The sequence below is a fragment of the Virgibacillus xinjiangensis genome, assembly GCF_042643145.1.
In the GTDB taxonomy this organism is placed as follows: Bacteria; Bacillota; Bacilli; order Bacillales; family Amphibacillaceae; genus Virgibacillus_O; species Virgibacillus_O xinjiangensis.
This window is the reverse complement of record NZ_JBHRSA010000041.1, coordinates 79,541-100,543: the sequence shown is the minus strand read 5'-3', so window position 1 is coordinate 100,543 and position 21,003 is coordinate 79,541. Positions and strand designations below refer to the sequence as shown.

Below are 21,003 nucleotides of genomic sequence, written 5' to 3'. Positions count from 1 at the left end.
TCTTGAGGTTCAGTGTTTGGTTTCTTCGCCATCTTTAACAGAATAGATTAATTCATCTGCTTCCTTATCCCAGTCTATTCCTACTTCTGCTGTGGCTCCCTTTTGGTTGGTGACCAAGAAACTTGAATGTCCATGTTCTCCAGCATGCTTTTCCTGAGCCGTAAAGTTTTCTTCGATATTCTCACCTAATAAGTCATTCAATTTCCTGACAGCTTGTCCACGTGATAAGTTTTCCATCCCATTTCCCTCCTCTATACTGATACTGTTAAATAATTTGTTCTTGATTTCCATCTTCATACGTGAAACAGGCTATTTCCAACAATTCACCATCAATGATTTTCTTGTGGCTGGCCATACTAAGACAGATGCCATGGAAAGGTGGGAAAAGGATGAACTTAGATTGGTTTGACCGAGTGACAGGCGAGCTGCAGGACAGCTTGAATTCCATTTGTGAAAAATATGATGAAACTGGCAGTATGCTGATCGAAAGAGGAGCAAAACACCCGAGGATCGACTTTTTTACCGAAAACGGAGAAGAAATCAGGGATTACTTCTGTACCTTGTTCTTTGACCCCTATAATGAAGAGTTTTACATTCATTCCATCGATCCTGAGTATGGTCAAGTAAGCAAAGTGATCTTGGAGGATATTGAGGACATTATCGATGCAGTACATGAAAGTTTCCATGATTTCATGGATGATGATATAGCCGAAGTGGAACTGGTGGATGAGAACGTAGACACTGTTTATACAGAGGAAGATGAAGTGTTTTACGAGGAACTTGATGTAGCTTGGGAAACACCCGAAGTTACTGCTTACTACCAAGAGAATGAAGTGGAAGTCACGTATCAATTCGGAATTGCTCAAGATACCGGTGAAGGTGTCATCAGAAGGCTGCATCGTATGTTTACAGAAGATGACATGATAAAAGATGAAACCGTGATGTCGTTCGGGAAAGAAGAAGCCAGTACGCTGATTGCCATGGTAGCCAGTCATATGGATGCTATCGAAGCCACAGATTATCTGGAATAGCTAGTAAATAGGACAAGAAGCCGCCCGGTAATCCGGGCGGCTTCTTTAATCACCGGGGTGGCCTGTTCTGCCGATACTTTTTATCATCTTTCATATCATTCAGCTCTTCTTTGTTTTTGTTTTTATGCTTTTCCTTTTTACCTTTGTTCGGCATAGGAATCCCTCCTCTTACTGGTTAGTTTAAGCAATCGTCCTTGAAAAATGTATGGCATTCCAACAGACTCAAGCGGAAATAACCGCGAGGCTTTTGGGCATACTAGCTTATGATGAAAAGACATTATTTTTTTGTTCAGGAGGTCAATTCATGTCGGAACAGAACAAGAATCGCAACAAGGATACAGGTAAACAGAGAAATGTCATCAAGTATGATACAACCCCGAAGCGAGAAAGAAATAATACAGAGTTTGCAGAGGAAAGCGAGTTCTTGAACTTAGATAATAAGAGGAACAAACGAGCAAGACAGGAAAGAGAACGGTAAGCGACGAAGAGTCCCTAAGGGGCTCTTTTTTAGTGCACCTGTTTTTTTTGGCATTCTTAACGAAACCTTTTTCACTCTTAACCCGTATGAAATACCAGGAAAGGGGTACGGGATATGAGAAATGTATTGGTGACTATCATCATGTTTGCAGCCGTCATGCTGTTTCCTATTCAGGCTATGGCGGTGGATTTTACGATTGCTGAAACAAAAATCGAGGCTTTTCTTCAAGAGAACGGGGATGTATACGTAAAGGAGAAGCATACGTATGAGTTTGAAGGGGAGTTCAATGGTATTACCAGGAGTTTGATTCCAAAAGAAGGAACAGGAATTTTCGACGTATCAGCTGCTGAAAATGGTGACTCATTGGAAGTAGAACAGGAGGAAAACCTGTATAGGGTCTATCGCGAAGGTTCTGATGAAACGATTACCATTGATTTGTCTTATACGATTAAGGGTGCAGTAGAAGTTTATTCCGATGTTGCCGAATTCTATTGGCCATTCTTTGACCAAAGCAATGAATCCGATTATGAGCAGCTGGATGTTTTCATCCACCCGCCAGCTTCTACTGAAGATGTGATCGCTTTTGGTTATGATGCTGCGGCAGAATCAGCTCGGATACAACGTAATGGAACCGTACATTTTCAAATGGCTACCGTAAAAAGTGGTCAAAACGGTGACATTCGTGCAGCCTTTGAGGCGGAATTGTTTCCATCGGCGGAAGTGACCTCCGATCAGGCGATGCGTGATGATATAGTGGCAGAGCAAATGGCTTTGGAAGAACAGCGGGCCACGGAGGATGAAAGAAGGAACATGTTAAGCAGTGCGGCCCCATATTTGATCATCTTTTCATCCATCTACTTGTTTGCTTTACTAGTATATGCCGTACGAGGGAAACAATCGACGGAATGGGAAGCGGAACGGCGCTTTGTTGATGATCATTTCATACCGAGTCAGGAGATAAGCATGCCAGCAACCATTCTTTACATGAAATCGGGTGTACTTCAGCCCGAGATGATGACAGCATCTCTGCTGGATTTGGTTCGGAAAGGGTATGTCACCCAAGAAGGTGACGACACTTATAGTGTAAAGCAGCGTGAGACTGAGTATGCCCACGAAGAGCAGCTGATGGAGTGGATGTTCGATCGTATTGGAAATAAAGGTGTCCTTGGCATGGAGGATCTACAGAAGTATACGCAAGACAAAGCGAATCATGATAATTATCAAAAAGATATGCAGGCATGGAAGAATAACGTTTGGGAGGAAGTTAGGAATAGTCATCTGTATAAGAAGAAAGGCAAGCTGAGAGTAATGGTAGGATTGACCAGTCTCCCTATGTTGGCCTTGTTTATTTTATTTGCTGTGTATGATCTATATATATGGATGGTGCCGTCCTTCATTCTTTTCGTTGGTCTGATGACATTCTCAATCGCTTACCAGCCACGAACAATCAAGGGAGCACGGATCAGGAAACAGTGGAAGGCATTTCAACAGCGTTTTCCTCATATGGAGGAAAAGGAATGGAGCGGGTTAGTTGATGATGACCAAAAACGGGCATTTATATACAGTGTCGGTATGAATAACAAGCAACTCGAGCAAAAGAACAAAGATCTGATTCAACCTGTTTCAACTATGGGTCATGTGAACACAGATATGGTGATGTTTCTCATCATTGCAACTGCTGCCAATCAGCACTTCGAGAAAGCAAGTACCACGGTCGCTGCCAGTTCTACAGCAAGTGGTGGCATGCCAGGCGGAGGAACTGGTGTGGGCGGCGGAGGAGGAGGTTCCGGTGGATTTTAGAATCTGAGTCTCTTCCATAGTTGTGAGACACAAGTGATGAAAAGGAAACCTCTTTCCCTCTTTAGGGAAGGAGGTTTTGATTTGTATGTAAGTATTAAGGAATAAACAAGGATAAGATAGTTTTGTGATAAATTTGCAATGATTGTCCGGATTATTGTTGAAATAGCCATTGATTATTAAAACGGTTTCACTTATGATGGAGATATAATAATTTGTTTATCGGGCAAACTATTATATCTTTCCTGCTTCCATATGATACATAGCATTCAGCAGGGACTACAGAGTATTCTATAACTGTGAATAAAACGAGACTTAGAGGAGTGTTTCAATGAGCAACAAACATACACCAAAAGTTGATGCACGCATCAAAGATATTTTAACTGTGGACGGCAAGCAGTTCAGGGATTTGAATGGAAATGGGGTACTTGACCCATATGAAAACTGGGAACTGCCGATCGAAGAAAGGGTACAAGACCTGGTCTCTCGGATGACATTGGAAGAGAAGGCCGGATTGATGACCATTTCTTCACAATATATGCCTGGTTCGGAAAGGATTCCAGGAAATATCGAAACCAAGGAAACAGATGAAAGCGGATTGTTGAATGAGACGGACGTGGTGCTGAAAACCCATCCATTCTCCAAACCGGGTGATGATAACTATGAACTGCCACGGCCATTGCTTTATAACGCTGGCACAACGAAAGGCATCAAAGATTTGAACCTTCGCTATTTTATTGTCCGTGATAATCCAAAGGCATCCGACCTTGCAACTTGGACGAATAAGATTCAGGAAGTTGCGGAAGATTCTCGCCTGGGAATTCCTGCCGTCATGGTATCCAACCCGCGGAACCATATCGGGCATTTGTATCATGGGCTGATGGAAGCAACTGGTGAATTCTCTGTATGGCCGGGAGAGCTGGGACTTGCAGCAACCGGTGATTCCGAGCTGATGAAGGAGTTCGGTAAAATTGCCGCCCGCGAATGGAGGGCAGCAGGGATTCAAAAGGTATATGGTTATATGGCTGATATTGCCACTGACCCACTCTGGATGCGCTATAACGGTACATTCGGCGAAGATCCTGATCTTGCAGCCTCTATGGTCAAGGCAGTGATTGAAGGATTCCAAGGGGAAAAACTTGGTGAAGACAGTGTCTCCTTGACAACCAAGCACTTCCCTGGTGGGGGTGCACGGCATAAGGGGCATGATCCTCATTATCCATGGGGAAGCTTCAATCCATATCCGACGCCAGGCAGCTTGTATAAGTATCATATCCCGCCATTTAAAGCGGCGGTCGAAGCCGGAACAACATCCATCATGCCGTACTATTCCTATCCTAGTAATGAACACAGTGCTCCACAATTGAAGGATGGTGAGCTCTTTGAAGAGATCGGCTTTGCCTACAACAAAGCAATTGTCCGCGATATCCTGAGAGAAGAGTTAGGATTCAAAGGGTATATCAATTCGGATACTGGTATTATCAATATGATGCCATGGGGGGCAGAGGATCTGTCGGCAGAAGAAAGGTATGCCAAAGCCTTGGAAGCAGGAGTGAATATGTTCTCGGATGAAGCGGATCCTTCTATCCTGATTAAGTCTGTCAAAGAAGGCTATGTTTCTGAGGACAAACTGGACGAGTCTGTAACTTATCTTCTGACGGAAATAATGGAGCTCGGTCTGTTTGAAAATCCATATGTGGATCCTGAGCAGGCACAAAAAATCGCCAAGGATGTATCCTCACAGGAAAAGGCGGACGAAGCACACCGCAAATCCATCGTGCTCAACCGAAACAGCGACCAGTTGCTGCCGTTGACTGATGAGAAAGTGAAAGAGATGAAACTGTATGTGGAAGTATTCAAACAAGACGGTGCTGAAGAAGAGACGACCAAGGTGAAGGAAGCGTTCACTAGCAGAGACGCCTCCCTTGTATTGACGGATAATTTGGAGGAAGCGACACATGCATTTGTTTTTGCCATTCCGAATACTGTACCAGACCGTCCGGATGAGCCGCTGACCGTTGCTCTCGGGCATGCTACTGGTGTGGATGTCGACAGGATCAGAGAGATAGAGGCAAAGGTCCCTACTATTCTTACCATCAATATGACCAATCCTTGGTTGATCGGCGATATTGAACCAGATGCAACCGCAGTGCTGAGTACTTTCGGAGTTAAATATGAAGTATTGGCTGATGTATTGCGCGGCAAGCATAACCCAACCGGTAAACTTCCATTCACATTGCCGGCCAGTCAGGAAGAGCTGGATAAAAGTCCTGGTGATATTCCAGGCCATGCTAAAGGGTCTTCCTATGTCTACCGTGATAGGGATGGAAATGAGTACGGGTTTGGATTCGGTCTAAGTTATTAATTATAGAATGGATGTAGGCAGCTATACTGTGCTACTTTCATCCATCTATGCGGCATGGATTCCATGTCGCTTTTTATTATGGGCATGATTGAAAAATCAGCAGAATATGCCATAATAAAAAGACAGTTATCAGAAAGATAGGAATAATTGTATGAGTCGAACAGGGGGATGTCATATGACAGAACAAAGAACAGCAATCATTGTGGGCGGTGGTATTGGTGGTCTAGTGACTGCATTGAAACTGCATGACCAAGGTCTGAACGTCCAAGTGTTTGAAAGCGTGGAGAACATTCGGGCTTTGGGAGTGGGAATCAACTTGCTGCCGCATGCTGTACGTATTCTGACGGAACTCGGACTGACAGATAAATTGGAGGCAACTGGACTGCCGACAGCCGAGTTATGCTATTACAATAAATTCGGCCAACAGATTTGGCAGGAACCGAGAGGACTTGATGCAGGTTATCATTGGCCGCAGTATTCCATCCATCGCGGCAGACTGCAGATGCTCCTCTTAGAAGCGGTACAGGAACGCTTAGGTGAACAATCAATACATACCGGCCATCATTTGCAGTCATTTGAAAGCTTTTCTGACAGGGTCCTTGCACATTTTAAAAATAAAAAGACCGGCGAATACCTAGGTTTCTATGAGGCAGATATGATGATTGCAGCTGACGGTATCCATTCTGCAGTACGAAAGACTTTTTATCCAGAGGAAGGTGATCCGGTCTTCAGTGGAAGGATTCTGTGGCGTGGACTAACCGAGTCATCGTCTTTCCTGACAGAACGGACGATGATCATGGCGGGATTTCAGGATCAGAAATTTGTCGCTTATCCGGTAGATCCGAGTGCGGGAGAGGGGCGGTCCCTTGTTAATTGGATTGCCGAATTGACCATAGAAGGGGAGCCCCCGTCCCGTGCTGATTGGAACCGTAAGATTGATAAGGGAAAATTTGCACCAGCTTTCAAAGAGTGGGACTTTGGGTGGTTGGATGTACCTCGCCTCATCGAAGAGACAGAGGTTGTCTACGAATTTCCGATGGTGGACATAAATCCTATACCCGCATGGACATTCGGCCGGATTACGCTGCTTGGTGATGCTGCCCATCCCATGTATCCGATTGGTTCGAATGGAGCCTCTCAGGCGATTTTGGATGCTGATGAGCTCGGAGAAGCTCTCAGTAAGCACCCGACAGTGGAAACTGCATTGAAGGCATATGAAGAAGCGAGGTTGGAGCCGACTGCAGAAATCGTTCGCAGCAACAGGAAGAATGGTCCAGAACAAGTCATGCAGTTGGTTGAAGAGCGAGCCCCGGAAGGATTCGCTGCATTGGATGATGTCATTTCACGGCAGGAGCTGGAGGAAGTGACCGGGAAATATAAGAAAATAGCCGGGTTCGATCAGAAGACTTTGAACAAGATATAGGAGCGCAGAGAATGGTAGAGCATATCGTTTTAATCAAATTTTCCAATGAAACGACGAAACAGCAGAAAGATGAGTTGATACGCAGAACATTGGCCCTCAAGGGAGCCATTCCAGGTATCGTGGACATTCAGCAGGGACATAATTTTTCGGAACGGAGCAAGGGCTATGAAGTCGGTCTGACTGTTCGGCTTACCGATCGGGAGGCATTGGCAGACTATGGACCGCATCCAGAGCATCAAAAGATAGTTTTCTACTTACACGAAATTGGTGTGGAAGATTCCATCATAGTGGATTTTGATATTGCCGATTAAATGCAGACGATAAGCCGGGCTATGAAGTTCCGGCTTTTCGTCTGTTAATGTGAGAGATGATATTTTCTCCGAGAAAGTCACCAGGAGAACCGTCCAAGGTGAGTATTTTACAAAAGCCTTCAGGGACGGTAGTGTGTTCCAATTTTCCATTTAGTTTTTCTGAACGGCCATTCGGGAAAACCCTTTAGCAAGAGAGCAAGCGTACAAATAAGGAGTTGGAAAAATGGAACACTCGTCTCTAAGGAAAAGATTGAAAGAGAAATGGAAAGAGATTGGGCCGGGAGCTATTATTGCTGCCTCCTTTATCGGCCCTGGCACGATATCGACAGCGACAGAGGCAGGCGCCTCGTTTGGATATTCATTGATTTGGGCTATTATCTTTTCAGTTGTCACCACTATGTTCTTGCAGGAGATGGCCTCTCGTCTGGGCATTATTACTGGAAGCGGACTGGGCGAAGCCATCCGCGGCCAATTTGAACGGCCGGTCTTCAAGTATGGGGCTGTCGTCTTAATTGGATTGTCTATCGGTGTGGGGTGTGCTGCCTATATGGCTGGTGACTTGACCGGAGGTGCCTTGGGTGTTTCTCTTATGACAGGGATTCCCCAGAATTTCATTGCTCCTATTATCGGAGTCATCATACTTATCCTAGGTTTGACGGGGACTTACAAACGGTTCGAAAAAATCCTGATTGCACTGGTCCTCGTAATGAGCCTTACATTCATTACAACGATGGTAATTGTACAACCGTCGGTCGGTAAGGTATTGACAGGTGCTTTTATCCCAACTGTTCCAGATGGATCGATTGTAGTAATCGTTGCATTGATTGGTACGACCGTCGTTCCTTATAACTTGTTCATGCATGCAGCGAGTGCCCAGGAACGATGGAAGAATCCAGCTGACATCAAAAAGGCCCGCACAGATATTTTGATTACCATCGGGGTTGGTGGTCTGATAACTGCTGCAGTCATTATAACCGCCGGCACCATTATCAGGGGAACAGACGCAGCAGGAGTAGAAGCATTGGCACTGGCGTTGGAGCCTGTACTCGGGAAGTGGGCCTCCGGTTTTATCAGTATTGGAATGTTGGCAGCAGGCTTGTCCTCTGCTATGGCTTCGCCGTTGGGAGCAGCATATACGATCGGTGGGCTCACCAAGTGGGGGACAGGGTTCGAAAATTGGAGGTTCAAGCTGATCTTCTCGATCGTTATCGGTATAGGAATTATCACCTCAGCTATCGGCTTTGAACCCATGCAGCTGATTCTAGCCGCCCAAGCCTTGAATGGTTTGATTCTGCCCATCATTGCAATCTTCCTGTTGATTGTAGTGAACAACAAGAACGCTATGGGCAAGTATGTAAACAGCTTCAAACTGAATATGATCGGAGGCATTATTGTACTGGTTGCCAGTGGTCTCGGAATCTACAGTCTTGTGGATGCAATCTCGGCTTTTATTGGTGGATAGCAGCGTGGTTCGGTTGCTTTACTAAAAGTCCTTCTATTAGATGAACATTCTATAGGGAATATAAAGTGATGGTAAGACATCTTCATTGCTATACAAATCTCAATGGTCTTACAATTAAATGGAATGGTATTCTGAATCAAAGGCATGGGATTCCTATTCTCTCATCTAAAACTTGAAAGGGGAATGATTGATCATGAAGGAACGTGTGCAAATTGGCAACACAGACTTATATGTAAACCCGGTGGGACTGGGGACAAATACAGTAGGTGGCCATAACATCTTCCCGGATGTTGAGGAAGAGACAGGAAGAGAAGTTGTCCGTACGGCTTTGGAGAATGGCATCAATTTTTTGGATACTGCATACATGTATGGGATGGGGCGTTCCGAAGAATTGATTGGCGAGGTTGTTAAGGAAAGAGGCAGTCGTCAAGAATTGGTGATCGCCTCCAAAGTATCGCCAAAAATAGAAGGCAAGGATATCGTCCATGATAACCATCCGGCATTTCTGAAGGATGAAGCGGAGAAGAGTCTGAAGCGGCTTGGAACCGATTATATCGATCTATTATATATTCATTATCCAGACCAGAAAACACCAGAAGCGGAAGCGGTCGGAGCATTAAAAGAATTGAAGGACGAGGGGAAAATCCGTGCCATTGGCATATCGAATTTTTCTCCTGAACAAATGAAAGCGGCAGACCAGGATGGTTATGTAGATGTCTATCAAGGAGAATACAATTTGTTGAACCGGAATGCCGAGGCGGAAATTTTCCCTTATGCAGCAGAACGAAATATTTCTTATGTGCCGTTTTTCCCATTAGCATCCGGCCTTCTCACAGGTAAGTACACCAAGGATACGGTAATCAGTGGCTTCCGTGAGTCGCTTCCATACTTTCAAGAAGAAGCGTTCGAGCAAAACGTGGAAAAGGTGGAGAACTTGAGGTCGATTGCAGAAGCAAAGGGAGTCGACATCACCAATCTCGTACTGGCCTGGTATCTGACCCGGGATACCATTGATACAATTATTCCAGGTGCCAAGCGAACAGATCAAGTGCTCAGCAATCTGAAAACATTAGACGTGCAATTAACCCAGGAGGAATCCAGGGAAGTGGAGCGAATCTTCCAATCCAGCAAATAAATAAAGAAACCTTACAGATTTGGATGAACCATTGCAAAACCCCGGTATCAATGAAGATGCCGGTGTTTTGTATATAAGGATAAATGCTGGCATTTGGAAAGAGGAGATAAGTAGTAGGTGCTAATAGGAAGTATTATAGATGGAATTGTAAACCTGTGAGATGGTATAGTAGTGTTAGGAAAATAATGGGAAATAGAAACGACAAAAAGGGGTGGGGACAGTTGACTTCATTAACGAATTTTGCTGAATACATAGAAGAGAAGGCGGAGTCATTGGCTGTCGATGTTGTTGAATCAGTCGTTAAGAAAGCAGCACTTTCTCTTCCGGAATGGGAGAGGAATGAGGCAGTTCACATGTATCATGATATGTGGCAATTTCTCGGAGAAACGATAAAAATCGAGGAGGAGGATGCCATTCCCTCCACTCTTCTCGATTGGAGCAAGAAAAACGCCGAGATGCAGGTTTCCGCTGGAAAGGAAATTCTTGAAATAATCGTTCGCTATCCTCCTACAAGGGAAGTATTCAATGAAATCGTCACGAAGATCAGCAAGGAACTGAAACTGACGGTTGAGGAAAATTCCTATATTCTCAAGCGGATCGGCCGTCTGCTTGATGTCAGTTTGAACGAAACCATCTATTCATTTAAACGGATGTCCGATAAGCAGCAAGAGGAAGTACAAAAGGACTTGATCAAGCTGTCTGCGCCGATCGTTCCGGTTGAAGATGATGTTGTGATAATCCCTGTGGTGGGTGATATTACTCCAGCCGTTGTCCAACATATGATGGACAGTGTCATCCCTAAGGTGGCGGAGATGGAGGTCAACTATGTCATCGTGGATTATTCTGGGACCTTGACAATCGATACGCAGATTGCAGAGTCCCTCCATCAACTAGGGAATATGATGCGGGTAATGGGCATTAAAGTCCTTCTTGCCGGCTTCCGTCCGGATATGGTATGGAACATGATGGATAGCAATATTGATATGACCGCAATGGCTTCCCATGCGACTGTCAAACAGGCATTGGAATATCTTCGCAAATAATCATGTATACATATTTAGGTAAACAAAAAAGCTGATGCCTCTGCATCAGTTTTTTTGGGAGTTCATAATTTTGTCTCCTGTTGCGCATATTATTCCCATAAGCTTGAGAAGGAGGCAGTTCCATGGAAACGAGCCAAGAGAAATTGACTTCTGCTGAGATAGGAAAGCTATGGGCAACATATACCGGAAATACGATGTCCAGATGTGTATTGAAATATTATCAACAGCATGTAGAAGATAAAGAGATAGAAAACGTACTAGAAGATGCCCTGCGATTATCTGAATCACTAATTGAGCAGGCGAAAAAGTTCTTAACCAATGAGGAATTTCCACTACCCAAAGGTTTTACTGATGAAGATGTGAATCCAGGGGCACCAAGACTGTTTCTTGATGAATTCTACCTCCATTATTTGAAATATATGGGCAAGGCCGGTATGACGATTTATTCCCTTGCTATCCCGCTGGCAAGCAGAATGGACATAAAAATCTTTTTCAAAGACACCTTGGAATCTACGGTTGATTTATTGATAAAAGTCGATAAAGTATTGATGGATAAAGGTTATGCGGTACTTCCCCCAGTTATTCCTACGCCGGAGCGAATCGATTTCGTAAAAAAACAAAGCTATCTCACAGGTTTCTTTGGTGAGTCCCGCCCCGTTCATGCGCTGGAGATAGCCCATTTTTATGACAGCATAGAAAATGATATGGCAAGTAAGGCATTATTGGTCGGTTTCAGCCAAGTTACTTCCAATGAACGCATTAAAGAATTTTTCTTGAGAGGGAGGAATATCACGGAAAGGCATGCTAAGGCTTGTGCGGCAAAATTGCATCAAGACAACCTCCCGTCCCATGAATACCTCGATCATCTTGTAACGACGTCCAACGTACCGCCCTTTTCCGAGAAGTTGATGGTTTCTCACAAAATGGAGATGTTTTCCATGAAAATAAGATCCTATGCCAACGCAGCCTCCCTGAACGGCAGAAGGGATATCGGTGCTATGTACAGCCGATTCCTCATGGAGAATGCTCTGTACACCGAAGATGCCGCCAATATTTTGATTGACCATGGCTGGTTGGAACAGATTCCCCAAGCAGTGGACCGAAATGATTTGGCATCTCCCTGAATATAGCCACAAATAGATGTTAGAAAGAGGAGAATAAGGGAAAAGTATTCAGGATACTAAACAAAAATGTAAATGGAAGGTGACCTGAATGCTTGACTCCCAAAGTCTGGAAATTGTCAAAAAGACGGCCCCCCTATTGAAAGAACATAGTCGTGAGATTGGTATCCGATTTTATGAGAAGCTTTTCTCCAAAGCACCCGAGCTTTACAACATCTTCAACCAGACCAACCAGCAGCGTGGTATACAACAAGAGGCGTTGGCTTATTCTGTCTATGCGGCAGGAGAGAATATCGATGACCTCTCCAATATTAAACCGCTCGTCATGCGAATTGCCGAAAAACATGTCGCATTAGGTGTAAAACCGGAACAATACCCTGTCGTAGGGGAGACTTTGCTGGAAGCGGTGAAGGAAGTTCTAGGTGATCAAGCAACGGATGAAGTGATCCAAGCTTGGGGTGAAGCATATAATGCTATTTCCGATACCTTCATTAGTATGGAACAGGAACTATACCAACAAAGAGAACAGAATAGCTGGCGTGGATTCCGTGAATTTATAGTGGATAAAAAGGAACAGGAGACTGCATCTGTCACGTCTTTTTATTTGAAACCAACAGATGGAAAGCCGATAGCTTCCTATGAACCTGGTCAATATTTGACATTGAAAGCAGTAATTGAGGGAGAGAAGTATACTCATATGCGTCATTACAGCCTTTCTGATGCGCCGAACGAAGACTACTACCGGATCAGTGTCAAAAGAGAAGAAGGTAACAGCATGCAGGAAATTCCAGATGGCATTGTCTCCAATTATCTCCACCGCCAAGTACAGGAGGGGGACACTCTATCCTTTGCTGCTCCTGCAGGTGATTTTGTCATTGACAGTGAAAAACTGCCGATTGTCCTGATCAGCGGTGGAATCGGCCTAACGCCACTGATGAGTATGCTGCAGACCCTTGCGGATAAAGAACCTGACCGGCCAGTGACCTTCATCCATGCGACACAGAACAGTACCACCCACGCGATGAAGGAAGATGTGGAGCGGCTGGCTGCCAATCATAAAAATATTTCCTCCTTTGTCAGTTATGACCGCCCGACCGAGCTTGACAAGGAAGAAAAAAACTTTGACAAAGAAGGTTATATCGATCTCGATTGGCTGCGGGCTGTCCTCCCGGATAAACAGGCGGATTTTTATTTTTGCGGAGCGGTTCCCTTTATGAAAGCGTTGAAAGAATGGGGAATACCGAAAGAGCGTATCCACTATGAAGTGTTCAATCCAATCAGTATTCTAGAAGAAGCATAGAAAAGCCATGGCTTGCGCCGTGGCTTTTTTTCGTATTTTTTTAAGTGATCGAAGAAGTTTAACACAATATCCTTGAATTTTCTATCTTTATATAATATTATAATATTTCAAGTAATACATTATATTACTTAACTTTCCACATTTATCATAACTCCGCACTAACTTATAACTTATATGATAAATGTTTACCCTGTTTTTTAGGAAAGTATGCTTGCTGGGTTTTCCATAAAATCAATAAGGGGGATGTACATGTTCCATCCAGATGAAAAGAGAGCAAAGCCGGGAGATGTCATTGAGTTTGAAAGAAATAACATGGTATATACGGGAAGAGTGATGCCATCTAGAGCGGAGAATAGTATTGTCGTGGATATATCGGGAATGGACAGGTATGAGGAACTGAATCACGGCTACCACAATACGGTGGTAAATCACACGAAATATAGGATTGTCGAAGAAGAAGTATCATAAAAAAAATAGAACTACATCGAGAAGGAGTATTCAGATCATGCGACGCAGCAATAGACTTGATTTCGAGCAATTAGTACAAGAGAACAAACAAGAGCTTTTGGAAGACGAAAAACAGTTGTCCCAAATCGAGAAGCGCCTGGAAAAAAGGCAGGAAGAATTACTGAGACAAGGACATAATTTTGAATGAATACAAGGTACCGACCGGTCCGCCGGTCGGTGCTTCTCTTTTTCGTTGGAGTATTCCTTTGAGTAGGAGAAATGATAAGGTGGCATTTCAATGATACCTGGACGGACTGAACCTAAAACTTTAGGCTGACTTCATGAGCGGTTACTTATAAACTTTGGTGGAAGGTTTAGATAAAAATGTGTAATGCACCACGTCTTCAAAGAGTTTGATAAGATATAAAAAATGTAGAGCATCTAACTACTTGAATTCCAGTGTTGGGGACACATCCTGTTCTTTCCTACACCAATAGTTAAAGATTAATCAATTAATTATTAAATTAATTGTAATATACAGTTATCTTTTGTAGAAATAATTTCCAATATGTTAAACTATGTAATGTAGTTATCCGGAGTTAGTCCGATTACTTAGCGTAATAAGCTGAACCGGTGACTGCAAAAAACAATCTCACACATAAGAAGGAGGAATTGGCGACATGTCTGTTACTCGTGTAGGAATGGCTGTTCTGCTTTCGGTGATTTTTGTTTTTGGTGCTGGGCAACCAGTGTTCGCTAACCATAGCGGAGATCTGAATTGTAGTGACTTTAATACGCAAGCAGAAGCACAGGCCCACCTCGAAGCACATCCGAATGACCCGGACGGCCTTGACCGGGAAGGCGATGGCATCCCATGTGAAAATCTTCCTGATGGTGACAGTGAGTCCGTGGATAGTGAGGTTGCAGCCGAAAGTGAAACAGGTGAAACTGCAACTTCTGAGGAAACAAAATCTGATGAATCAACCACTTCTTCTGAAGAAAGGGGCGGCGAACTGCCTGAAACATCAACTGCATTACCGCTTGGTATTCTAGGTGGCTTAGGTGCAATGATCCTTGGCGCACTTGGTATGCGTAAACGTTAATATACTATACGGCAGGCGAGTTTCTCGTCTGCTTTTTCTCTTTCATAAAAAATTAGAAGGAGGAGAAACCTGTGATAAGAAGGTTGTCGGTAATCTTGTTTGTTTTAGGTGTGTCCCTGGTTTCGTATAATGGTTGGCAGTATTATGAATCAACTAGATCGGTGCAGGAAATACCGGATCAGAAAGATGCTCCGTCTATAGATACAGTCAAGGCGAATGAACAAGAAACAAGAGATACAGTTAACAAGGAATCAACAAGGGAGGCATCCGTTAGCCCGATGACCTTTGATTATAATATTGCCAAAGGAGAAGAAGTAGCAGAACTGGACATCCCCAAGCTAGATAAGCGATTTACTACTTATTGGGGGACAGATGAGGATACCCTAGGTCAGGGTGTGGGTATGTATGTGAGTGAGTGGACAACTATCCCTAACCGTGAGGGAGGGCATACAGTACTGTCAGGGCATCGAGATACTGTATTTATCGGCTTGGATGAACTTGGCGAGGGTGATACGCTCGAGGTTCATTATGATGACGAAACATTTGTCTATAAGATTAAAGAGACATGGATTACTGATGCAGAGGATCGCTCCGTGATTGTGGAAAAAGACAAACCGACATTAACACTCACCACCTGCTATCCATTTAATTATGTCGGATATGCCCCCGATCGGTATATTGTCCAGGCTGAACTGGTTGATTGATATACAGTAAACATCGGATAAAGATCAAAAAAGAAAGACTTTATCCGGTGTTTTTTGAAGATATATAAAAGGTTTAATATCGGAGCAAATCTTTCTGTTAGGTAAGGTAAAGCCAATTCATTTATTTCTAATCTAGGCTTCCTTTTCGTCAATGAAGGGAACTGTGACTCTATCCCCTGTGAGTTTACACAGAGGGAAGCTAATACAATAATTCCATTTTATGTGAAGAAGGTAGATACTATGGCATTCATTTTATTGATTGTCGGCTTGGCTTTACTCATTAAAGGTGCCGACTATTTTGTGAAGGGTGCCTCTAGCATTGCTTCGAACTTGAATGTGTCCCCGTTGCTAATTGGTCTGACAATTGTAGCGTTTGGCACAAGTGCACCGGAAGCGACGGTGAGTTTGGTTGCCGCCCTTGAGGATAGTGCTGGTATGGCCATCGGCAATGTGGTAGGGAGCAATATTTTCAATATTACCTTTGTGGCTGGACTGACCGCATTGATCTATCCGCTGAAGGTGGAGAGCGAGACAATCAGAAAAGAAATTCCGTTCACCTTGCTTGCTAGTGTAGCATTGCTTGTACTGGTAAGTGATGTCTTCCTGCAGGAATGGAGCGCCAACTTCATAAGTAGAAGTGACGGCTTCATTCTCCTTCTGTTTTTCGCAATATTTTTATATTACTTATTTGAAGTGGCCAGGCGCAGTAGGGAGCGGGGCCGTTCTAGCAGTCATCATGTTGCCAAAGAGGCATGGGTGAAAAACATCATTCTAACCCTCGGTGGACTGGCCGCTATTGTATTTGGTGGAGATCTGGTCGTAAACGGCGCGACCGAGATTGCCCTCTCGTGCGGCATGAGTGATACACTTGTCGGTCTGACGATTGTAGCGGTTGGAACTTCGTTGCCGGAATTGGTTACATCCATTATGGCTGCTATTAAAAGAGAGGGTGATATTGCCCTTGGAAATATTGTCGGAAGCTGCATATTCAATATCCTCTTCGTGTTGGGAACATCATCCGCTATCTCACCGTTGGCGGTGGATCATAGAATATTCACCGATGTATTATTGATGATTCTGCTGACAGTTATTTTACTGGTATTTTCCAGGTCGAATTATAAGATTGGAAAAATGGAAGGAATTATTCTGGCAGCGGCCTATGTGTTATATATGGTTTATGTAATCTTGAGGAATTAAAGGGAAAAGGACTGATCGTCTCAGTACGGTTCAGTCCTTTACATTGGAGCAGTTTGTGCTGCCTGTCCCTGGAATGTTATCTTGTTTGGCTATCTAATAAGTAACCGGTAATAAATACCGGTTTGTATGGTTGAGAGGTTTATTGTTATACTTCTCTGGTTCTTCTTTTGTTTAATCTTACTTTGGAGGTATCATTCATTCCTCTATAATAACGATTTCTTCTCGAAAAATTTTCCAGCTTTCTGACAGCTTTTCGAAACTCATGCTCTGATAGTTGGTCCGTGGCTCGCATGGAGCAAAGCATTGCATATGCCATTGGTGTTGTATCTATATTTATATCAATATCCACATCAGAATTTCCGCTGTTACTTACTGTTGCTTCTACTAGCTCAGCAGCTTCAGCATAGGAATTAGTTCCTTTGTCATAGGGATACAAATCTTCCACTTTTCCCACAGGATCCCTCCTTTTTTTAGAAATAGAATCAAAGCGGAACTGGATTCCGCTTTGATGACAGTAACTCCTACCATTTATGATTATTCTTTCTTCTGCGTCTATCTTCCGTACCTGCTACCTCATCTTCATTCCCATCGAGATCGTCTGAAAAATCTACATAGGAATTTCCGCTTTTAATGATTCTTGCAATATTGATGTTACGATTTTTGTTTTTTAGGTCGTTTTCATTTTCGTTCTCATTATCATTGACATTGATATCCTCAAAGTCAAAATCATATTCATTATCAAAGTTAGATAAAGTTTCTGCTTCCACTTCGCTGTTTCTTTTTCTATGACGTCTTGATGTTTCTCCTTCTACCTCTGCATTGGTTCTATTCCTGGAATAGCAGGCTTCCTGGTTGCCATAACGGTCGTACTTTCTCCACATGAATTCTCCCTCCTTTCTTCTATTGTAATAACAATGTATTCAGAAACTATTGAAAGTGAAGTAGTAGGTATCCTAAGATATACGTTGGTTTTTTAAACAAAAGTGGGTGAAACTCAGGATTTCTGCCTTTTCGTCATAAAAAATGATAAGTTAAAAAAGACAGACATTATATATGTCTAGAATTGAGAAATCGGGGGAGGAAAAGTTGTGTGAGCGATTAAACGGGGGAGTCCCCGCTATTTATATATAGCAAGAGCCATTAAGAGTTATGATAGGTTTGTTGGATGATCTCTTGTGCAATGGAAGCATTTGCTTCTTCTATCCGTTGATGTTCGTCCACTGAATCTCCTGACAGCCGGTTATCCACATCAAGCAGATGATGATCTGCATGGATTCCGGTATTCGCCTGTATTCCTTCCATTTTATCCTGTTTAATTGTGTCTGTATTCATTGGTTTCTTCTGCACATGATCACCTCTTTTATAATATGCACAGGAATGTTCACTCTAATCAATATCCTGAAGCGGCTTTGGTTATATTATCAGTAGGAGGTGATTTCAATGGATCAAAAGCAAAATAAGGACCAGGAAAACATCAATGTACAGCTTGGTGGAATGGGTGTTTACGGCAATACTTCAAATAAAGAGATTGGCGGTTACAGAGCATCAGGGGACATCGAGAATGCTGGAAGATTAGATAAAGGCTTTCAAAAGAACGCTGAAGGGGATGATATAGTACCCTCAGCATCCATCAAGGAAGAGGCAGAACGAATGGAAGATTAGATCATAAGGGCTTTGCCAATATAAGGGCTTTGCCAATCGTGGGCAGGCCCTTTCTTAACATTCTTTGTCTATATGACAAGAGCACAACCATTACGGTCGGAGGTATGGTCGAAAAAAAGGTATTCTTTCTCAGGGTTTAATGTTCATGTTTCTGTGTTACTAGAAACCAAAGGAGGAGGAAACCATGCTATCGACTATATTTATAGGGGTTACTATTTTATTTCTCATTATTAATCTGTATTATTTCTTTACAAATAAGGATTTCAAGAAAAGCTATGCAAGCCCGGCCCTATTTTTTAAACTTGTCTATGTATTTATCAGTATAACCTTAGGCTTTGCCGTTTTGTATCAGTTATTATCCTTGGAAGAAGCAGTACTGGTCATTAATGATCCTACCGGACAGCCAGCAAGCGAATCATTTCTTACTCATCTATACTACAGTGGGGTTACCATCCTCTCCGTAGGTTACGGTGACCTTGTTCCAGTAGGACCAGCTAGACTGTTTTCCCTCGTAGAAGCCGGGATCGGTCTTCTGCTACCATCCGCCTATTTCATGAAGGCTATTAGTAGTTCTAGAAATGAAGAAGAGGAAAGTTAGGAAGCCACAACTCGGCATATTCTTCTTGCCGGGTTTTTTCAATCCACGGCTTTATTGAATTTCACTTATCAACTCTGAAAAACCGGATAAAGTAGCATCCAAAAATTTCAAGGGTCTTTGGAAGTTTTAAATTTATTCCACGTGGTATTAGTAACAGTATGTTTGAAGCAAGGGAGTTACCCTTCTTACAATAGAAATGAGAAATATATATTGGAGGTTTTTCAAATGAGCAAGGAGAGTAAGGGCTCGAGTAGATCAAGGCTTATTGACTGGAGAATTTTTGGGCCAGCCTTGGTTATTATGATTCTGATCAGCATTCCTTTTGCCATGTATGAAGATGAGTCCTTGGAACTGCTGAACAGTATATTTGACCAAATTGTCAATGTATTTACATGGGGCTACATATGGTATGCCATTATTCTTGTGGCAGCAGGCCTGTATCTATCTTTTTCAAAATATGGAGATGTTGTGCTGGGAAATCCAGCAGAGAAACCGAGATTTACTTTATTTGAGTACTCGTCGATCTTAATTGCCATGGGCCTTGGTTCCACCATTATGCGGACCGGGATGACCGAGTGGGCTAATATTGCGGTAGACCCACCGTTTGGCGTAGAACCTGGATCTACGGAGGCATTGTTATGGGGAAATTCTTACAGTATGTTTATGTGGAGTTTCCAGGTATTTGCCATTTTTGTAATGGCTGCACCTGCCATGGGTTATATTCTCCATGTCCGGAAAAAGCCGTTCATGCGGATATCTGAGGCGTGCCGGACAATCTTCGGGGACAAGTTCACAGACGGTCTGGGCGGAAAACTGCTGGACGTCGTATTCCTGATCAGTATTCTATCTGGTGCAGCTGTAACATTGGGGCTAGGTACACCAATTGTCACGTATAACTTGGCGGAAATCTTCAATATTGAGATCACTTTCGGGTTGACATTGATTGTCACCATTGTCTGGGTATTTCTGTTCTCAATTAGTGCCTATCTGGGTATTGAACGGGGAATCAAGAAATTGAGTACCTTTAACATGTATCTGGCCGGTGCATTTGCTGTGTTTATCATGGTTGTCGGGCCTGGGATTTTCATTCTTGACTATTTCACGGATACGGTAGGATTCTTATTGTCCAACTATGTTGATATGTCTCTTTACACCAACTCGCTGGATATGGATGGAACAACACATATGGAAAGCAACACTGTCTTTTGGTTTGCCTATAGTGCAACCTGGGCAATGCTGCACAGTGTGTTCGCTGCTAAGATTTCCCGAGGAAGAACCATCAGAGAAATGATTCTGACCTACCTGCTGGCACCAACATTGATCTCCTGGGTCGCAACCGGCGTACTTGGAGGACTTGGTGTACACCGCTTCACAACAGGAGAGGTGGACGTTACAGGGATTGTACAGGAAGACACGATGGCAGCAATACCAGCCATCTTGAATTCTCTGCCATTATCCCTTATCGCTTTAGTAATATTTGTGATAATTGCGATGATCTTTATGGTGACAACATTAGACTCTACAACCTATACTATTGCTTCCTATGCAGGTACAAAGAATATGAGTAAGGCAGAACCATCCAAGAACTTGCGTCTGATTGTAGCGGCATTGATCACTGTGCTCGCGTTGTCCCTTCTCCGTATTGGTGGTCTGGCTCCTCTTGAGGTGCTGTCCGGACTGATGGGGATTCCAATTATCGTCATTCAGTTCCTGACCATTTATGCAGCCAAGAGAATGATGGATGAGGATAGAGCATGGGTGAATAATGTAAGGAAGAAGAAGAAATGGACCCAGCAGTCCAATGAATAGTAGATAGGATGATTAAA

23 protein-coding genes are annotated in these 21,003 nt (G+C 43.3%); 19 read left to right on the top strand and 4 right to left on the bottom strand.

Going from position 1 to position 21,003, the window contains the following annotated elements:
- Positions 1-9 precede the first annotated feature (9 nt).
- Entirely contained in the window at positions 10-237 is a 228-nt protein-coding gene (locus ACFOGI_RS09880) for a hypothetical protein (RefSeq protein WP_390271899.1), read from the bottom strand.
- 152 nt (positions 238-389) lie between these two features.
- Between ACFOGI_RS09880 and ACFOGI_RS09875 the strand changes: the two genes are divergently transcribed.
- The 16 genes from ACFOGI_RS09875 (at position 390) to ACFOGI_RS09800 (ending at position 16,917) form a co-directional block, all read left to right on the top strand.
- Positions 390-1,031 carry a hypothetical protein gene (locus tag ACFOGI_RS09875; RefSeq protein ID WP_390271897.1) on the top strand — a complete coding sequence of 214 codons (642 nt, stop codon included), beginning with the start codon at positions 390-392 and terminating at the stop codon, positions 1,029-1,031.
- A 304-nt stretch (positions 1,032-1,335) separates the two neighbouring features.
- Positions 1,336-1,509, top strand: coding sequence for a hypothetical protein (locus ACFOGI_RS09870; RefSeq protein ID WP_390271895.1), 174 nt, complete (start codon positions 1,336-1,338; stop codon positions 1,507-1,509).
- A gap of 114 nt (positions 1,510-1,623) precedes the next feature.
- The gene (locus ACFOGI_RS09865) at positions 1,624-3,309 is read left to right on the top strand and encodes a DUF2207 domain-containing protein (RefSeq protein ID WP_390271893.1); all 1,686 of its coding nucleotides are present in this window, start codon (positions 1,624-1,626) and stop codon (positions 3,307-3,309) included.
- Positions 3,310-3,637: 328 nt separating this feature from the next.
- Entirely contained in the window at positions 3,638-5,671 is a 2,034-nt protein-coding gene (locus ACFOGI_RS09860) for a glycoside hydrolase family 3 protein (RefSeq protein ID WP_390271891.1), read from the top strand.
- Positions 5,672-5,846: 175 nt separating this feature from the next.
- Positions 5,847-7,094 carry a flavin-dependent oxidoreductase gene (locus tag ACFOGI_RS09855; protein ID WP_390271889.1) on the top strand — a complete coding sequence of 416 codons (1,248 nt, stop codon included), beginning with the start codon at positions 5,847-5,849 and terminating at the stop codon, positions 7,092-7,094.
- An 11-nt stretch (positions 7,095-7,105) separates the two neighbouring features.
- Positions 7,106-7,405: a Dabb family protein gene (locus ACFOGI_RS09850; RefSeq protein WP_390271887.1), complete on the top strand. Its 300-nt coding sequence runs from the start codon at positions 7,106-7,108 to the stop codon at positions 7,403-7,405.
- A gap of 223 nt (positions 7,406-7,628) precedes the next feature.
- On the top strand, positions 7,629-8,867 hold the full coding sequence (locus tag ACFOGI_RS09845) for an Nramp family divalent metal transporter (protein ID WP_390271885.1): 1,239 nt from the start codon (positions 7,629-7,631) through the stop codon (positions 8,865-8,867).
- 193 nt (positions 8,868-9,060) lie between these two features.
- Positions 9,061-10,002, top strand: a complete 942-nt coding sequence (locus tag ACFOGI_RS09840; protein WP_390271883.1) for an aldo/keto reductase — start codon at positions 9,061-9,063, stop codon at positions 10,000-10,002.
- 221 nt (positions 10,003-10,223) lie between these two features.
- Positions 10,224-11,045: an STAS domain-containing protein gene (locus ACFOGI_RS09835; protein WP_390271881.1), complete on the top strand. Its 822-nt coding sequence runs from the start codon at positions 10,224-10,226 to the stop codon at positions 11,043-11,045.
- A gap of 122 nt (positions 11,046-11,167) precedes the next feature.
- Positions 11,168-12,169 (top strand): DUF3231 family protein, encoded by a 1,002-nt coding sequence (locus ACFOGI_RS09830; RefSeq protein WP_390271879.1) that lies wholly within the window; start codon positions 11,168-11,170, stop codon positions 12,167-12,169.
- 88 nt (positions 12,170-12,257) lie between these two features.
- Positions 12,258-13,466 (top strand): NO-inducible flavohemoprotein, encoded by a 1,209-nt coding sequence (gene hmpA, locus ACFOGI_RS09825; RefSeq protein ID WP_390271877.1) that lies wholly within the window; start codon positions 12,258-12,260, stop codon positions 13,464-13,466.
- Between the two features lie 249 nt (positions 13,467-13,715).
- A complete protein-coding gene (locus ACFOGI_RS09820; RefSeq protein WP_390271875.1) occupies positions 13,716-13,934 on the top strand; it encodes a YkvS family protein in 219 nt (72 codons plus the stop codon).
- A 37-nt stretch (positions 13,935-13,971) separates the two neighbouring features.
- Entirely contained in the window at positions 13,972-14,121 is a 150-nt protein-coding gene (locus ACFOGI_RS09815) for an FbpB family small basic protein (protein WP_390271874.1), read from the top strand.
- Positions 14,122-14,593: 472 nt separating this feature from the next.
- Positions 14,594-15,016, top strand: coding sequence for an excalibur calcium-binding domain-containing protein (locus tag ACFOGI_RS09810; RefSeq protein ID WP_390271872.1), 423 nt, complete (start codon positions 14,594-14,596; stop codon positions 15,014-15,016).
- Between the two features lie 71 nt (positions 15,017-15,087).
- Positions 15,088-15,720 (top strand): class D sortase, encoded by a 633-nt coding sequence (locus tag ACFOGI_RS09805; protein WP_390271870.1) that lies wholly within the window; start codon positions 15,088-15,090, stop codon positions 15,718-15,720.
- A gap of 240 nt (positions 15,721-15,960) precedes the next feature.
- The gene (locus tag ACFOGI_RS09800; protein WP_390271868.1) at positions 15,961-16,917 is read left to right on the top strand and encodes a calcium/sodium antiporter; all 957 of its coding nucleotides are present in this window, start codon (positions 15,961-15,963) and stop codon (positions 16,915-16,917) included.
- 145 nt (positions 16,918-17,062) lie between these two features.
- Here the strand turns inward: ACFOGI_RS09800 and ACFOGI_RS09795 are convergent, their stop codons facing one another.
- From ACFOGI_RS09795 to ACFOGI_RS09785, 3 genes are all read right to left on the bottom strand, one after another.
- On the bottom strand, positions 17,063-17,371 hold the full coding sequence (locus ACFOGI_RS09795; protein ID WP_390271866.1) for a hypothetical protein: 309 nt from the start codon (positions 17,369-17,371) through the stop codon (positions 17,063-17,065).
- A gap of 67 nt (positions 17,372-17,438) precedes the next feature.
- Positions 17,439-17,798, bottom strand: coding sequence for a hypothetical protein (locus ACFOGI_RS09790; protein WP_390271864.1), 360 nt, complete (start codon positions 17,796-17,798; stop codon positions 17,439-17,441).
- Positions 17,799-18,057: 259 nt separating this feature from the next.
- The gene (locus tag ACFOGI_RS09785) at positions 18,058-18,264 is read right to left on the bottom strand and encodes a hypothetical protein (RefSeq protein ID WP_390271862.1); all 207 of its coding nucleotides are present in this window, start codon (positions 18,262-18,264) and stop codon (positions 18,058-18,060) included.
- Between the two features lie 93 nt (positions 18,265-18,357).
- Here ACFOGI_RS09785 and ACFOGI_RS09780 point away from each other — a divergent pair, with 93 nt between their 5' ends.
- From ACFOGI_RS09780 to ACFOGI_RS09770, 3 genes are all read left to right on the top strand, one after another.
- On the top strand, positions 18,358-18,579 hold the full coding sequence (locus ACFOGI_RS09780; RefSeq protein WP_390271861.1) for a hypothetical protein: 222 nt from the start codon (positions 18,358-18,360) through the stop codon (positions 18,577-18,579).
- 184 nt (positions 18,580-18,763) lie between these two features.
- Complete coding sequence (locus tag ACFOGI_RS09775; protein WP_390271859.1) at positions 18,764-19,177, top strand: ion channel; 414 nt, start codon at positions 18,764-18,766, stop codon at positions 19,175-19,177.
- 225 nt (positions 19,178-19,402) lie between these two features.
- Positions 19,403-20,986 carry a BCCT family transporter gene (locus ACFOGI_RS09770; RefSeq protein WP_390271857.1) on the top strand — a complete coding sequence of 528 codons (1,584 nt, stop codon included), beginning with the start codon at positions 19,403-19,405 and terminating at the stop codon, positions 20,984-20,986.
- The last annotated feature ends 17 nt before the right edge of the window (positions 20,987-21,003 follow it).

Bases quoted from the DNA above. Each gene is read 5' to 3' on its own strand.
- ACFOGI_RS09830 (WP_390271879.1), top strand. From the start codon at position 11,168: ATGGAAACGAGCCAAGAGAAATTGACTTCTGCTGAGATAGGAAAGCTA.
- ACFOGI_RS09845 (WP_390271885.1), top strand. From the start codon at position 7,629: ATGGAACACTCGTCTCTAAGGAAAAGATTGAAAGAGAAATGGAAAGAG.
- ACFOGI_RS09855 (WP_390271889.1), top strand. From the start codon at position 5,847: ATGACAGAACAAAGAACAGCAATCATTGTGGGCGGTGGTATTGGTGGT.
- ACFOGI_RS09865 (WP_390271893.1), top strand. From the start codon at position 1,624: ATGAGAAATGTATTGGTGACTATCATCATGTTTGCAGCCGTCATGCTG.
- ACFOGI_RS09790 (WP_390271864.1), bottom strand. From the start codon at position 17,798: ATGTGGAGAAAGTACGACCGTTATGGCAACCAGGAAGCCTGCTATTCC.
- ACFOGI_RS09840 (WP_390271883.1), top strand. From the start codon at position 9,061: ATGAAGGAACGTGTGCAAATTGGCAACACAGACTTATATGTAAACCCG.
- ACFOGI_RS09850 (WP_390271887.1), top strand. From the start codon at position 7,106: ATGGTAGAGCATATCGTTTTAATCAAATTTTCCAATGAAACGACGAAA.
- ACFOGI_RS09770 (WP_390271857.1), top strand. From the start codon at position 19,403: ATGAGCAAGGAGAGTAAGGGCTCGAGTAGATCAAGGCTTATTGACTGG.
- ACFOGI_RS09780 (WP_390271861.1), top strand. From the start codon at position 18,358: ATGGATCAAAAGCAAAATAAGGACCAGGAAAACATCAATGTACAGCTT.
- ACFOGI_RS09820 (WP_390271875.1), top strand. From the start codon at position 13,716: ATGTTCCATCCAGATGAAAAGAGAGCAAAGCCGGGAGATGTCATTGAG.
- ACFOGI_RS09815 (WP_390271874.1), top strand. From the start codon at position 13,972: ATGCGACGCAGCAATAGACTTGATTTCGAGCAATTAGTACAAGAGAAC.
- ACFOGI_RS09880 (WP_390271899.1), bottom strand. From the start codon at position 237: ATGGAAAACTTATCACGTGGACAAGCTGTCAGGAAATTGAATGACTTA.
- hmpA (WP_390271877.1), top strand. From the start codon at position 12,258: ATGCTTGACTCCCAAAGTCTGGAAATTGTCAAAAAGACGGCCCCCCTA.
- ACFOGI_RS09870 (WP_390271895.1), top strand. From the start codon at position 1,336: ATGTCGGAACAGAACAAGAATCGCAACAAGGATACAGGTAAACAGAGA.
- ACFOGI_RS09860 (WP_390271891.1), top strand. From the start codon at position 3,638: ATGAGCAACAAACATACACCAAAAGTTGATGCACGCATCAAAGATATT.
- ACFOGI_RS09775 (WP_390271859.1), top strand. From the start codon at position 18,764: ATGCTATCGACTATATTTATAGGGGTTACTATTTTATTTCTCATTATT.
- ACFOGI_RS09810 (WP_390271872.1), top strand. From the start codon at position 14,594: ATGTCTGTTACTCGTGTAGGAATGGCTGTTCTGCTTTCGGTGATTTTT.
- ACFOGI_RS09875 (WP_390271897.1), top strand. From the start codon at position 390: ATGAACTTAGATTGGTTTGACCGAGTGACAGGCGAGCTGCAGGACAGC.
- ACFOGI_RS09800 (WP_390271868.1), top strand. From the start codon at position 15,961: ATGGCATTCATTTTATTGATTGTCGGCTTGGCTTTACTCATTAAAGGT.